This is a genomic window from Paludibacter jiangxiensis (assembly GCF_001618385.1).
GTDB classification, from domain to species: domain Bacteria; phylum Bacteroidota; class Bacteroidia; order Bacteroidales; family Paludibacteraceae; genus Microbacter; species Microbacter jiangxiensis.
Map to the genome: position 1 here is coordinate 1,026,738 of NZ_BDCR01000004.1, position 14,404 is coordinate 1,041,141.

Annotated in this window: 11 protein-coding genes; 8 read left to right on the plus strand and 3 right to left on the minus strand. The window is 43.5% G+C overall.

Annotated features, from left to right (window positions below; genetic code table 11):
• Positions 1–1,014: 1,014 nt before the first annotated feature.
• Genes PJIAN_RS14340 through PJIAN_RS14350 form a run of 3 tightly spaced genes read right to left on the minus strand, consistent with a single transcriptional unit; the run spans position 1,015 to position 4,474 of the window.
• Complete coding sequence (locus PJIAN_RS14340; RefSeq protein ID WP_153802586.1) at positions 1,015–1,500, minus strand: hypothetical protein; 486 nt, start codon at positions 1,498–1,500, stop codon at positions 1,015–1,017.
• 10 nt (positions 1,501–1,510) lie between these two features.
• Positions 1,511–3,073 (minus strand): glycoside hydrolase family 43 protein, encoded by a 1,563-nt coding sequence (locus tag PJIAN_RS14345; RefSeq protein WP_068706257.1) that lies wholly within the window; start codon positions 3,071–3,073, stop codon positions 1,511–1,513.
• Positions 3,074–3,091: 18 nt separating this feature from the next.
• Entirely contained in the window at positions 3,092–4,474 is a 1,383-nt protein-coding gene (locus PJIAN_RS14350; RefSeq protein WP_068706259.1) for a family 43 glycosylhydrolase, read from the minus strand.
• 135 nt (positions 4,475–4,609) lie between these two features.
• On the opposite strand from PJIAN_RS14350, the gene PJIAN_RS14355 reads away from it, so the two are divergent.
• The 8 genes from PJIAN_RS14355 to PJIAN_RS14390 all read left to right on the plus strand — a co-directional run bounded on the left by PJIAN_RS14355 (position 4,610) and on the right by PJIAN_RS14390 (position 14,319).
• Positions 4,610–6,187 (plus strand): peptide chain release factor 3, encoded by a 1,578-nt coding sequence (locus PJIAN_RS14355; protein WP_068706261.1) that lies wholly within the window; start codon positions 4,610–4,612, stop codon positions 6,185–6,187.
• 167 nt (positions 6,188–6,354) lie between these two features.
• Positions 6,355–6,735 carry a thioesterase family protein gene (locus PJIAN_RS14360; protein ID WP_068706263.1) on the plus strand — a complete coding sequence of 127 codons (381 nt, stop codon included), beginning with the start codon at positions 6,355–6,357 and terminating at the stop codon, positions 6,733–6,735.
• A gap of 213 nt (positions 6,736–6,948) precedes the next feature.
• Positions 6,949–8,667 (plus strand): hypothetical protein, encoded by a 1,719-nt coding sequence (locus PJIAN_RS14365; RefSeq protein ID WP_068706265.1) that lies wholly within the window; start codon positions 6,949–6,951, stop codon positions 8,665–8,667.
• Positions 8,668–8,785: 118 nt separating this feature from the next.
• Complete coding sequence (locus PJIAN_RS14370; protein ID WP_084252434.1) at positions 8,786–9,277, plus strand: YybH family protein; 492 nt, start codon at positions 8,786–8,788, stop codon at positions 9,275–9,277.
• A gap of 342 nt (positions 9,278–9,619) precedes the next feature.
• Complete coding sequence (locus PJIAN_RS14375) at positions 9,620–10,036, plus strand: hypothetical protein (RefSeq protein ID WP_068706269.1); 417 nt, start codon at positions 9,620–9,622, stop codon at positions 10,034–10,036.
• Between the two features lie 30 nt (positions 10,037–10,066).
• Positions 10,067–12,010: a heparinase II/III domain-containing protein gene (locus tag PJIAN_RS14380; protein WP_068706271.1), complete on the plus strand. Its 1,944-nt coding sequence runs from the start codon at positions 10,067–10,069 to the stop codon at positions 12,008–12,010.
• Positions 12,011–12,456: 446 nt separating this feature from the next.
• Positions 12,457–13,389 (plus strand): tetrahydrofolate dehydrogenase/cyclohydrolase catalytic domain-containing protein, encoded by a 933-nt coding sequence (locus tag PJIAN_RS14385; protein ID WP_068706274.1) that lies wholly within the window; start codon positions 12,457–12,459, stop codon positions 13,387–13,389.
• Between the two features lie 51 nt (positions 13,390–13,440).
• On the plus strand, positions 13,441–14,319 hold the full coding sequence (locus PJIAN_RS14390; protein WP_068706276.1) for a 3-hydroxyacyl-CoA dehydrogenase family protein: 879 nt from the start codon (positions 13,441–13,443) through the stop codon (positions 14,317–14,319).
• Positions 14,320–14,404 lie beyond the last annotated feature (85 nt).

Sequence of the window (14,404 nt, forward strand, 5' to 3'; positions counted from 1 at the left end):
AGATGGTGTACCTGGTTCGGCGTAGGCTCCGCCTACGTCGTTGTTAAAAGGAAAGCTCTTGCTTTCCAAATGCCTATCAAATGTAGTAATATTTCTTTCAAACAAAAAAGCAACAGCTTATTAGGCCATCGCTTTCTCTCTTTTACAAGGCAGGAGCCTTGCATTTATGTTCGACGTAGGCAGAGCCATACGCCGAACCCCAATCTGCTTTATACGCTATGGTGAACCGGGGTAGACCTGTAAGCCTGCTCTTTGCTGTTACTTATCCATCTGCTACTTCACCCTTTCTCTGCACACGACTCGTTTATTACTACTTTTCTGCATTTCATAATGTGCTCTACCGCGTGATGTGCCCACACGAGGGAACTCGTGCAGGAACGGAGAGATTTTCAAATAGTTATTAATTCATTAGCAAATCATACTTATGATCCCATATACCGTAAAAATAAACCATAGTATCATGTAAAATAAAACAAAAAATGAAGATTTAGTTTTGTGCTTACGATATACAAGAAAAGCTATAATAGTAAATATGGTAGTAATAATCAAATATAATATCGCTACGTAAAAGACCAACTTGACACTATTGTCAATGTTTTCATAAAACACAGATAAAAAACTTACGGCAAAACGTGAATTTAATAATAGTACAACATGGAATGTCGCAAAAACAAACCATTCGTTTTTAATTATTTTAGAAGTATTCGTCATGTTAGAGAGTTTATTTTGTAAGTATTTTCCATGAATTGGGGTCTTTGGGTGATGCAAATTGATAACCTCTGATTCGGCGTAGGTTCCGCCTACGCCGTTGCTAAAAAGAAAGCTCTTGCTTTCCAAACACCTATCAAATTTAGCAATATTTCTTTCAAACAAAAAAGCGGCAGCTTCTTATGCTATCGCTTTTCAGTCTTTTGCAAGGCAGGAGCCTTGCTTTCATGGTCGACGTAGGCAGAGCCATACGCCGAACCCGAATCTGCTTTACACGCTATGGTGAGCCGGGGAATTGACTAATATTTATTGACAAAATAAGCTTGTTCTATAGAATATTTTATCGTGTTTTACTGTTGCAATTATCCTCCCTTTTTCTCCCGGAGGTGGAGGCATATTTTCAAATTGATAATAAAATGAAGAATATTCTTTTGTCTCTTGAAACCATTCATGATATTTAAACAACGGAAAGAAATAGTGATTCTCAAAATTTAAAAACCCTACACACGGATTATAATTAAAAACATCTTTGTAGTTATTATATGGCTCAAAACAAAAAACACCTGCCTGCTTGAAATATGTAATTACAAAGAACGTTGAATCACTAAAATCAGCACATTTCTTCTGTATGCATATTACTGAATCAAGCATGTTCAATAAAAGTTTACTCTTGATGGTCAGCTTAGGCATCTGCACACACACTTTCTTACTAACACTAACAGAAGTATCTGTTGATTGTTTCACAGTACATCCGAATAAGAGAACACAAAGAAGAAAAATGTAAACTTTCATAATCTTGATTTTATACTTCTTTCGGCCCGTCGTAATCGTAACGAAAGAAATTAAAAGCCGCTGAGCCTCCATCATTCAGCACATTGTACGAAAACAGCGCTACCCGCGCACCCTTCCAAAAGCCCCATTTCGGTTCAAAGTCGGAACCTAACGGCAGAAACGTTTTGTTGTCGAAGCTGTAGTAAAAACGGCTCTTTGCCGCAGGAATATCGAGCTTCAGTTTCAGAAAGAGACTCTTTTTGGAGATGGGTATAGCCGCAGATTCTTTGCCGTTTGTTTCAACGAAAAGAGACAATTTCCCCGCCTCGTTCTTTACTCCTACAGCGACAAACTCTTTGCCCATGCAGGCCAATCCGGCTTTTTGTCCCGGCAACATTCCGCTGGCATCCAATTGCGTAATTGCCTCGCCACGATCTCCCATTATTTTCTGGGTCAACGTGTTTCGCGCATTCTTCAGATCAGGAGCTTTCAGGGCTTTCAGCGTCAACCAGCCCGGCTTTGCCGTCAGCGACCAGGCTGCATCCACCGGATTGTGATTCCATTGCCATTGCAAACCCAATTGAGGAGCGCTAAACTCGTCATCGGTCATCGGAGCGCTCACCGGCGAAGTGGTTCCCGTAACCGGCTTTTTCCAGACATACACCGGTTCGCCAATGCCGTTTCGGTCGATATCGACACCCACCACGGGCCAGTCGTCGTGCCAGTACATCGGTTGCAGGTGCAACACCCGCCCCACAGCTCCTGCCAACTGAAAATGAAAGAACCACCATTCACCCTCGGGCGTATCCACCATCGCACCCTGATGCGGACCGTTAATCGCGGTGGAACCTTTTTCCAGTACCACCCGTTTTTCGTACGGTCCGTAAATAGTTTTGGAGCGCAACACCGTTTGCCAACCTTTGTCCACGCCTCCTTCGGGAATACTCATGTAATAATAGCCGTTGCGTTTGAACAGTTTCGTCCCTTCGGCAACAGGGCCGGTATACACCGTTTTGCCCTCATCCAGCAATTTGGTGCCGTCGGCACTCATTTTGTGCACAATAATCGGGCCGGCACCATAAAGACTGTGTCCTAAATAGGCCTGTCCGTCCTCGTCCCAAAACGGGCAGGGATCCTCCCATTTTGCCACACGGTTCACGCAAAGCAACGGCATCCACGGCCCTTCGGGCTTCTCTGCCGACGACATAAAAAGACCTTCGTCGGGCGTACAAAAATAGACGTAAAACTTGCCATCGTGATAACGCAGCGCCGGAGCCCACGATCCACCGGCATACCGTTGCATGGAATCGTACTCGGCGCCCTCAATTTTGTTATAAATGCGTCCCACAATCCGCCAGTTCACCATGTCGTCCGACTCCAGCATATTCATCCCCATAAAATGAAATTCGGAGCAAACCATGTAATATTTTTGCCCCACACGAATCACATCGGGATCGGAATAGTCAGCGTTCAGCACCGGATTGATGTACGTTCCGTTGCCCTGATCGCCCCACGAACCGGTATGGTGTTGGGCAAAGACGACAGAGGTCAACATCAACAAAAGGAAGAGCAGATGGCTTTTTATGATTTTCATAGGTTTATAGATAACAGGTTAATACACTTTCCACTCCCACAACCCTGCGGTCCCTTTCAGGAAAGTAATTCGCAGAAAACGCGCCTTTGCATTCAGGTTGTCGGTATGTGGCGACTGGTAGCGCACATTGGTGTGACCACCACACGTTTTCCATGTTTTGCCGTCAGTCGAATACTCCAGTTTGTAAGCATGCCCGGCAGTGGGTTGTACAAAGTAAGCATCCGAGCGTTTTATCCGGGTCGTTTTGCCCAAATCGAGCGTAATAGTTGCTAATGAGTCACCGGGGGCTGCCATCCAACGCGTTCCGTTTGAACCGTCAACCACGTTCTGCGGCAAGTAGGTTTCCGTACGGTCGAGTGTCGGATCTTTTATCGGTTTTACTTTGAAATCGGGAGCCTGACTGCTTGCCACTGCTTTCGCTCCCAAAGCCAGATTCTTCTCCGGCTTGGTTTTTGACAAAGCCCCAACACCCTGATGCGTCAGTTTGACCGGAATAATTGTTCCATCGGCATTGAACGCCAACTTATCCACCCACACCTGTCGGTTGGTTCCCCCGATACCGAATTCCAGATAGGCAAAATAGTAGTTGTCCGTTCCCGGTTCGTTAAAAACGCACCCGTGTCCCGGACCGTAAATCTTTTGGTCGCGATCGGAAGCCGCAATAATATCATTTTCGGGAAAAACAAACGGTCCGAGTGGCGACGTTTTGCTGTAAATGTAAGCGTATTTGTAGTTTTCGTGCCCTTCGAGTGTGTAGAGGTAGTAGTAGATACCCTTGCGCTTGAACACAATCGGTCCTTCGGAATAGCCTTTGCGTTTGGTGGAAATCTGAACAATTGCAGTGTCGAGCGTCACCATATCTTTATGCAAACGGGCAGCGCCGCGTTGTGCCCAAAACACGTAAGCCTGACCGTCGTCATCCATCAGCACATCGGCATCGATTCCTTTGGTATGTTTCGGGCCGTTCAGTTTCAAAAGTGGTTGTGGTGCATCCGTACCGGTAAAAATATCGGCTCCGTTAGCCAGTGTGAAAGGTCCGGCGGGCGAATCGGCAACCGCTGCGTAGATCGATGTGTTTACGGTTGGATAGAGATAATACTTACCGTTTGCAGCAACAGCTTTACTGGGAGCCCAGTAGAGCTGATCTTTTGCCGAAGGGAAATAGAAACCATTGAAACTCCAGTTCACAAAATCTTTCGATTGCCACAACACCGGAGGACCCGAGGAGGCCAATCCCTTGCCATAACCGTCCGTTGTAGCGTAACAATAGTAGATGCCGTTGAGTTTAATAATGCTCGGATCGGCAATCATATCGGGTATAATTGGATTTTGAGCCGCAAGAAAATGAGAGTTCACTGCAGAAAGGCAGAACAATAAGATGAAGAGAGTCTTTTTTTTCATATAATCAACATGCTGTTTGTAGCAGTTGACAAAGTTAAATAAAAATGCTTCTGATCGGATATTGTCTTGTTCTTAACCCGTTTGCTATTTTGGCCGTATTGCTGTAATTTTGCACTCCAAAATTAAACTGCTATTATGACCTTTCAGGAAGAGATCAAACGCCGACGTACATTCGCTATTATTAGTCACCCTGATGCGGGTAAAACTACTCTGACAGAGAAACTTCTGCTTTTCGGGGGTGCTATCCACGTAGCCGGTGCCGTTAAATCGAACAAGATTAAGAAAACCGCCACATCCGACTGGATGGAGATAGAAAAACAGCGCGGAATCTCAGTTGCTACCTCCGTGATGGGTTTCGAGTACTGCGACTACAAGGTGAATATTCTCGACACTCCGGGTCACCAGGACTTTGCTGAAGATACGTTCCGCACCCTGACTGCTGTCGATAGCGTTATTATCGTGATTGATGCGGCCAAAGGGGTGGAAGCCCAAACCCGTAAGCTGATGGAGGTGTGCCGTATGCGCAAAACGCCGGTAATTGTTTTTGTCAACAAAATGGACCGCGAAGGTAAAGATCCGTTCGATTTGCTCGACGAGGTGGAAGCCGAACTCTCCATTAAGGTACGCCCGCTCAGTTGGCCGATCAATATCGGTCAACGTTTCAAGGGCGTTTACAATCTTTTTGAGCATCACCTCGATTTATATACTCCAAGCAAACAAACTATTACCGAATCGATTGCTTTCGACGACATCAACAATCCTGAACTGGAAAATTATATTGGTGAAGCGGATGCTGCAAAACTGCGCGAAGACATGGAGTTGATTGAAGGTGTTTATCCTGAATTCACCCCTGAACCATACCTGGCCGGTGACATTGCTCCCGTATTTTTCGGTAGTGCGTTAAATAATTTCGGTGTAAAGGAATTGCTCGACTGCTTCGTAAAAATAGCTCCGAGTCCGCGTCCGGTTTATGCCATCGAACGGGTGGTAAATCCGGAAGAAGAAGGATTCTCAGGTTTCATTTTCAAGATTCACGCCAACATGGATCCGAATCACCGCAGTTGTATCGCTTTCGTGAAAATTTGCTCCGGCAAGTTCGAACGTAACGTCAACTACAAGCACGTTCGTCACAATAAATTGCTTCGATTCTCCAGCCCGACAGCCTTTATGGCTCAAAAGAAAGAGGTGGTGGACGAAGCTTTCCCAGGCGACATCGTTGGTTTGCCCGATACCGGGAACTTCAAAATCGGTGATAGCATCACCTCCGGCGAAAATATTCATTTCAAAGGTCTGCCGAGCTTCTCGCCCGAGATGTTCAAATACATCGAAAATGCCGACCCGATGAAGGCCAAACAGTTGAACAAAGGCGTTGATCAGCTTATGGACGAAGGTGTTGCACAGGTATTTACCCATCAAAATAGCGGACGAAAAATTATCGGTACGGTAGGACAACTTCAGTTTGAAGTAATTCAATACCGTCTTTTGCACGAATACGGCGCTCAATGTCGTTGGGAGCCGATTTCGCTCTACAAAGCCTGCTGGATTGAAAGCGACGATCCCGCTGAACTCGAAAACTTCAAGAAACGTAAATTCCAGTATATGGCTGTGGATAAAGAAGGCCGCGACGTTTTCCTTGCCGATTCGGGCTACATTTTGCAAATGGCACAACAGGATTTCCAGAAAATCCGCTTCCATTTCAGTTCGGAATTTTAACTTACCAATCGCACACAGAAAACACGGAATTAACGGATAATCACAAGTAACAATTGCAATCTGTTGATTCGATTCAATCCGTAAAATTCAGTTTTATCCGTGTGCTCCGTGTGCTCAGATTATATTTTAGCTTCGCTGATTTACAATTCAAATCTTCAAATCAACTTATGGATATCCCCGTTGGAACAACGCTCAAAAGGACAATGACAGTCGGAGAAGAACACCTTGCCAGCCGTGTGGGCTCGGGCGGACTCGACGTGTTTGCAACCCCGGCAATGATTGCTTTTATGGAAGGAACTGCCCTGAAATTAGCTCAGGATTTTCTACCAGAAGCATCAAGTACTGTCGGAACGCTCGTCAACGTGAAACACGTCAAAGCCTCTCCTCTGGGAGCAACCATCACTTGCGAAACAACCATCACCGAAGTGGATGGTCGCCGTCTTGTTTATGAAGTAAAAGCCTTTGATAATGCGGGTTTGATCGGTGAAGGCATTCACGAACGCTTTATTGTGGATTGCGAAAAGTTTATGTCAAAAGTAGCGAAATAAAAAAATACGCGTTTTATACGACAAAAGCGGAGTGATTTGATCATCCCGCTTTTGTTTTTAAATTACCCACTGTTCATTTAAATTTTACATCCGCCGTATTCTTAAGTTAAATCGACATCTCTCTCTTGACATTGGCTTGCAACCAATGTAATTTTACAAAATATTTCTGAATATCAAGTGGGTATATTTTTTCATTATAAATACCTCAATATCATGGAACAGATAGAATTCAGAAAAGAAAGAGGGAGATTTTTTGTGCCGAGATGGCACATTTGCCCTCCCCTACAAGCCGATAAAATTATTTCGGCACTGTTGATATTTGTAATGGCATCTCTTTTCGAAAGTTGCTACTACTTCAAAGTCAATAACGTTTCCCCTACTCCTCAAAACATTTCCACTCTTTACAACAAAGGCAAAACGCTGCTGGTACATCAAGGCGCTAAGCGATGGGAAATTTACAACATCTACATACAAAACGACACGCTAAAAGGCACTATCCAGCCTTACACTTTGGCGGAGCCCCGCAATCTGGTCAAGCTAAAAGGCCCCAACCGCTATATTCACAACGGCAATCCTAATCAGCGTTACCTACTCAACGAAGTACACATTTACACCGAAAGGATGAATCTGCTTCATGACACAATAGCAGCTATAGCTCTTCGTGACATCAGCCGCATGAACATATACAACCGGGATAACTTTACAACCACTGCATCATTTGTATGCGCAGGAGCTTCCGCTGTTATTGTTGCGGGATTGATTGCAATAGCAGTTAAAGCTTTCACATACACCCCAGTAACAACAACGTCACCCGAATCTTGTCCTTTTATTTATACCTGGGATGGTAAAAAATATTGCTTCGAAGGAGAGATATACAGCGGAGCTTTGTTCAAACCATTGGAAAGAAACGATTATCTCACGTTGACATCAGGCAAACCCAACGGAACTTATCCGCTAAAAATAACCAACATGTCACCGGAGATTCAGCACACCAACTTATTGGAGCTGATAGTGGTGGATCATGACCCTACTGTTTCGGTATTAGCCGACAAATATGGAAATCTTCATTCGTTAAGTCACCTGACAAAGCCCACAAAAGCAACAATGGCCAACGGCAAAGACGTGAAAGCTCAAATTGCATCTAAAGACACATTGTTTTTCCAAAGTATACCACAAGACAACGAGAAGCCTTTGAAAGAGGAAATGATGATTGAATTTCCGAACACAGAAAAAGCCTCATCTGTAAATTTGGTGATCAGAGCGAAGACTTCCTTTCTGCTCGACGAAATGATGACTCACTTCTTCAATCTGTTCGGATCGGCTTACAATGCATTTCTGCAAAGACAAAACAACGGATCAGGCGAATCAATTTTGCTATGGATGGTTAATCAGGGAATACCTCTATCGGTGTATATTGAGCGAAATGGGAAATGGGAATTTGCTGATTTTTTCAATGCTGCAGGTCCCGTGAAATATAAAGACGACATCCTCCGTTTATCCATAAAAGGCAATGAACCAGATCCATTGAAGATAAAGCTGGTGTTCGGAACCTTTTTCTGGGATATTGATTACGTGGCTGCAGACTATTCCAGCAACACCCGGTTTACAACCCACACGATTCCTCCCTCAAAAGCTGTCAATGAAAAACGGGAAAATATTATTTCTCTTCTAAACAAAGACGACAACAGCTACTACGATCAGGCAACAACAGCTAATCAGGCCAATATAATGTTTAAAATGCCGGCTGCTGGCAAGACAACACGAACCATAATTCTACACTCCAAAGGATGGTACGAGCGAATTATTCATCCGACAGGAACGCCTGACAAGCGTTTTATGTCACAATATACTATCCCCGGCAGTCTCAACCAACTCACCTACGATTTTCTGTCTCAGGCAGGAAAATCGCTAATACGTCCGAACGAAAAGTAATATTCTTATTTTGCACATTGATCCTCCATACTCTTCAATGCCATCTAACTAAAAGAACATTGTGGTTATATACTACCATTCACTTTTGCTTAATTTTTATACATTAACAATCTTACTTATGAAATCACTATTATTTCCTTTGCTCTTGCTCTTTATAATGGATTCCGGGTGCAAACAACCTAAAACTGACGTCAACAGTGTGCAGAAAGAGATCAGTAGTCTGATTAACAAAAACATCAATGCATTGCAGAGTCACGACATTAAGACGGTTGCCGCCCTGATGGACGATAACGGCCTCTATTGCGGCACCGATCCCGGTGAGTTCTGGACAAAAAAGCAAGTATGCAGCGAATACGAAAAAATGTTTGCCGACACCACTATACATTTTGCTGATATTTCATCGCACAAACAAGAAATCAGAGTAAGTAAAGACGGCAAATCGGCTATTGTTATTGACCAATGGACAATGAACGGCATAGGCATCAAAATTCCAATACGAATGATTTATCATTTTGTAAAAGAAAAAGATAAGTGGATTTCAGATTTTTCAAGCGCAAGCCTGATTCCTTACAATAAGGATATTCCGAAATTGAATAAAGCCATTGAATAGATTTGCCATAAAACAGGTACATTCGTCAACTAAAACACACAAAAACCTTTAATATTTTAGGCCTGATCAACAAAGGCATCGAACGCTTTATACAACAAAAGCGGGGTGATTTGATCATCCCGCTTTTGCTTTATAGCGATAGCGACTCGACAGGATTCCGCACAAAACATTAGCAATTTATAGATTATCAATCTGCATTTGGGGCTAACGACAAGTTTTATTTCAGGTCATTTTAGGCCATGACAGCAATAAACATTAGCAAATTTGACACTTACGACATAACTTTGCATTATCCAAAACCCAAAGACTACATAAGCATAACTTTTAAATCTGTATTACACTATGCAATCAAGAAATCTGAATTTAGCGACAACCCTGTTAATCACCGTTTTTGCTGCCATTGCAATCTCGTGTTCGTCGCCCGGTAGCTCCGTCATCAGCAAATTCAACAAGAAGATTGGCTCTGAAGCGATCAAAAAAGAGTTACAGAAAACTGACATTATTTACACATGGAACAATGTAAATATTGAAAAAGAGGCTGAATTAAAGGCTATTGTGGATGATTTCATGAAAGTTGCACCATCACAGACACAACCATTAACGCCGTATTATAACTCACAAGGTCAGATGGTTCCCGGAAAGTCCCTGAAATACTGGGTATATGAAACGGCCAAGTTAGGCGTTGAACTCAACTGTATTATAACCGGCAAAACCATGACCGTCGAAGTCCGGGTAACAAAAAAAATCGGTGCTCAATAAACATATTGGTTCTACAATCAGATATTATTTATGAAGTTACGCGATCGACTCTTCTTCCTTCTTGTTTTCTTTAGTCTTACATTTGCAACGGCGTTTGCGCAAATAAGCCATCGTAATATTCTGGTTCCTTTCGAAACTGGAATCAACACCCAACTTATACCTGTTGATGAATGGAAACCGTTTCCTCAAAATGCAGCAGAATGGAGAAATCTAATTCCCTCCGAAACGCAAAAAAACCTGATAAAAAAAGGAGAAGCTGCATTAAAAAAAGAGTTTCGGGCAATTCCGGCGACAGTCACGCTCGAATTCAAACGTAATGGGAACCGCACCGACTACGAGGACATTTCTTTCGACAAACGTTACATGCTGTGGGATATGGTTCTGGCAGAAGCAATTGAAGGGAACGGTCGCTTTACCGACCACATCATTGATGGCATCTGGTCGGTATGCGAAGAATCATTTTGGGGAATCAACGCACACATCGGAATGCAAAAAGCCGGAACAGGGTTGCCGGATGTGCAGGAACCGGTTGTCGATTTGTTTGCTGCCGAAACTGCTGCTATTCTTTCATGGACAGACTATCTTCTCGGTCCTTCGCTCGACCGACAATCGAAGCTTATCCGTCAACGCATCCGTTACGAAATTGACCGTCGTGTATTAACTCCCATGATTTCGGCACGCTACGGCTACCTTGGAGGTGGCAATCCGGAAGAAAAACTAAGCAACTGGGCACCTTGGGTAGCATCCAATTATCTTACGGCCAACCTGCTTCTCGAAAAAGATCCACAACGCCGCGTCGACGGTGTGACCAGATCTATGAAAATCATCAATCAATATATCAACGGATTGGGTAATGACGGCAGCACAGAAGAAGGCCCGCACTATTGGTTTGCTTCGGGAGCTTGTGTATTCGACGCACTTGCTCTGCTAAAAGATGCCACAGGAGGCAGTCTGGATCTTTTTCAAAACGAGTTTATCAAACAAATCGGAGCCTATATTTGCAAGATGCACATAGCCGGCAACTATTTTATCAATGTGGCGGATGCCGCACCTGCACTAAAAGCCGACGGATTGCTTCTCTATCGTTTTGGGACGGCTACCGGCGACGATTATCTTAAAAGTTTCGGGGCTATGGCTTACCGCGAATCGTTGCACGACACACTACCCCATGAACAATTCTACCGCACACGCCAGCTCTACAATCTGAAAGCGATTAGCGATTGTGAAAAATTCACCGGCTCGGTCAATGATATACCCGATGTTTGGCTGCCCGACGTTCAACTGATGTCTTCCCGTTCTGCAAAAGGATTATTTGTCGCTGCTCACGGGGGCGACAACGGCGAAAGTCACAACCATAACGACGTGGGCGATTTCATGGTGTATGCCGGTGGTTATCCGCTGATTATTGACGTGGGAAGAGGCACTTATACCGCGCGTACTTTTTCCAAAAACCGTTACGACATTTGGTTCAACACATCAGCATACCACAACCTTCCTCTGATCAACGGTTACCAGCAGGCAGAAGGGCGTGAATTTGCTGCCTCTGGGGTAAAATACAACCACAAAGGCAACATCTCGCAACTTACGCTCGACATCGCTAAAGCGTATCCGCGGGAAGCAGGCATCCAGTCGTGGACAAGAACTGTTGAAATGAACAAAAAACAAGGCATTACCATTCGGGATAGTTATCGGGCTTCAGCTCCTTTAAAAAGTTTGTCGCAAACTTTCATGACCATTTGCGAAACCGACCTGTCGACACCCGGACAGATACGCTTTATCCTTCCAGATAAAAAAATTGCCACCTTATCATTCAATGCGGCAATATGGAAGGCTTCCATTGAAAAGGCACAGAAAGGGATTCCGGAAGAGAAAGGTCTTGCTGCTTCATGGGACGGAAAATCCATTTACCGGATTATTCTCACTGCAATTGCACCCAATACGCAAGGCACATTACAATATAAAATTACATTCTGACCAAGCCCAAAAAGTAGACAAACAGTAAGGCAAATCAAACATTTTAAGAAATTCCATCGGAAGGACGCATGTCATGCCTTCCGGTGGAATTTTTCGTTTAAATAGACATTGATATCGGCTCAGTTTTTCCGGGCTTAACCATTGATTTTTATTTCTGCTTATTTTTGCTCTAAAACCGGAGAAGCCAAATAGCAAATTGAGAAAATTCTATTCTCTTTACAATGTCAAAACCTTCATATTATGGATTAAAAACGACAAAATGAAAATCAAAACAACTTCGCTGTAATAATTTGGCAAATAAGAGAGTACATTTGTATAAATTTAGATTAAATCATTCTTCTTTTAACAACAAAAAAAAGCTTTATTACTTGTAGCCCAAACACATAATCGCAAGAGAAACCATTCAATATATTTGCTTTATACTATCAACTGAAGGAGGAAAACACATGGACACCCTGATTATTAAAGATGAAGTGCTTCCAAATCTCATTTTCACGGAAGTAAAGGCTGACATTGCTTCATTAAAGCAACAATACAATAAAACTCCCGGCATTGCTTTCATCGGTTTCGGAGATGTTCCTCTGGCTAAATATGTAATTCCTCTGCATGTAAAAGCTGCCCAGGATGCAGGTTTTCGTGTAGTAACCCAAATAAAACCGGACGAGATAACAGAAGAGGAGCTTTTTGATGCCATTGACAAATTGAATGCCAATCCGGAAATTGACGCGATTCTTGTATTGCAACCACTGCCACTCCACCTAAATCCACTGCGGGTCATCAACAGGGTAAATCCCGACAAAGAAGTGGAAGGATTTCATCCCTTAAACATGATGGCGACTCTTATGCCCGATGCTTTGGACAACAAATATACCATGTGTCTTCCGGGTGCACTGGAAGCTATCCTGCAAAACAATCAAATAGCTTTGCCAAAAGATGCGGAATGGGTTTTGTTATTGGATAACGAGTTCATTGAAAACCCGCTTGTAAGGATGGTTGCACGCACGGCAATACTCAAATCACTACCGGCTGACAGCTCCGTTACTTTTGTGAATAAAAACTCTGCCCACCTGATTGAACACTGCAAACGAGCCGACGTTTTGGTTGTGGTCACCAAATCACCCGAATACGTTCGGACAGAATGGCTTAAACCCGGAGTATTTATCATCGACATCTATTCAAATCTGGTCAACGAAGTTCCTTCAAAAAAAGATCCGTCCCATTTCATTCCGGTTATCCGGGGCGGCGTAAATGTTGAGTCGATAAAAGGAATTGCCTCCGGAATCATTCCCATTCCGGGAGGATTAATGACCGTAGTATTAGGCATATTGTTGAAAAACGCTACTATCTCGTTCCGTAACAGACTCCAATCGCAGCAATGAGTTGTAGTCTCCTTTTGCTCTTGCAGTACATCACCACTACACATTATCACAATGTATTCATTACCTATAAATTACAAAGAAAGACCCATTGTAATTGTCGGCGCAGGAACACTGGGAATGCGCATTGCCTTGATGATGGCTACTCAGGGAGGAGAAATCAGACTGGTGGATAATTCTGCAGAACAACGGTGTAACGCAAAGACCTTTATTGAGGAACATCTTCCGGATTTACTGGAAAAATCTCAGGAAGGAAGTAAAGGCACAATTATCTTATCTGACACGATTGACACAGCGGTGAAAGATGCCTGGATTGTTTTTGAAGCAATACCTGAACAACTCGATCTTAAAATCAAGCTATTCGGGATGCTCGATAAGCTTACTGCTCCGGATGCAATTCTGGCCAGCAATTCATCTTCTTTTCCAAGTAGCCAGTTTATTTCAGAGGTAAGCGAATCTGGTCGCACAAGAGTGGTGAATACCCACTTTTATATGCCTCCATTGCAAAAGGTGGTCGAAATTATGAGTTGTGGCGTTACAGATCCGAACATTATAATCACCTTAATGAAACTCTTACCTCACTACGGGGGATTGGTTCCGTTTCATGTACAAAAAGAGAGCGTGGGATTCATCTTCAACCGGGTGTGGGCCGCAATCAAACGTGAATGTCTGGAAGTTGTGGCCAGCGGAGTCTCAACACCCGAAGATGTCGACCGCATCTTTTACGTAAATACCGGCGTTGACATCGGGCCATTTCGCGAAATGGATCGAATTGGTCTGGATGTGGTGCTTCAAATCGAAGAACATTATGCTGCTCTCAATCCTGCTTTGCCTACTGGTCCGCGTGAATTGCTTAAAAAATATATTGCGGAAGGCAAACTGGGAGTCAAGAGCGGTTGTGGATTTTATGCTTACGACAAGCCTCAATCATGAAACCAGTCAAATACACTCATTTAAATTTTTAAAAGCAAACAGCTCTTTGTCATTCATTTGACCCACGCGTATTTCTTTCCGTTCG

Excerpts from the sequence above, each read along its gene's own strand:
- PJIAN_RS14340 (WP_153802586.1), bottom strand. The coding sequence starts at position 1,500 with ATGAAAGTTTACATTTTTCTTCTTTGTGTTCTCTTATTCGGATGTACT.
- PJIAN_RS14345 (WP_068706257.1), bottom strand. The coding sequence starts at position 3,073 with ATGAAAATCATAAAAAGCCATCTGCTCTTCCTTTTGTTGATGTTGACC.
- PJIAN_RS14350 (WP_068706259.1), bottom strand. The coding sequence starts at position 4,474 with ATGAAAAAAAAGACTCTCTTCATCTTATTGTTCTGCCTTTCTGCAGTG.
- PJIAN_RS14355 (WP_068706261.1), top strand. The coding sequence starts at position 4,610 with ATGACCTTTCAGGAAGAGATCAAACGCCGACGTACATTCGCTATTATT.
- PJIAN_RS14360 (WP_068706263.1), top strand. The coding sequence starts at position 6,355 with ATGGATATCCCCGTTGGAACAACGCTCAAAAGGACAATGACAGTCGGA.
- PJIAN_RS14365 (WP_068706265.1), top strand. The coding sequence starts at position 6,949 with ATGGAACAGATAGAATTCAGAAAAGAAAGAGGGAGATTTTTTGTGCCG.
- PJIAN_RS14370 (WP_084252434.1), top strand. The coding sequence starts at position 8,786 with ATGAAATCACTATTATTTCCTTTGCTCTTGCTCTTTATAATGGATTCC.
- PJIAN_RS14375 (WP_068706269.1), top strand. The coding sequence starts at position 9,620 with ATGCAATCAAGAAATCTGAATTTAGCGACAACCCTGTTAATCACCGTT.
- PJIAN_RS14380 (WP_068706271.1), top strand. The coding sequence starts at position 10,067 with ATGAAGTTACGCGATCGACTCTTCTTCCTTCTTGTTTTCTTTAGTCTT.
- PJIAN_RS14385 (WP_068706274.1), top strand. The coding sequence starts at position 12,457 with ATGGACACCCTGATTATTAAAGATGAAGTGCTTCCAAATCTCATTTTC.
- PJIAN_RS14390 (WP_068706276.1), top strand. The coding sequence starts at position 13,441 with ATGTATTCATTACCTATAAATTACAAAGAAAGACCCATTGTAATTGTC.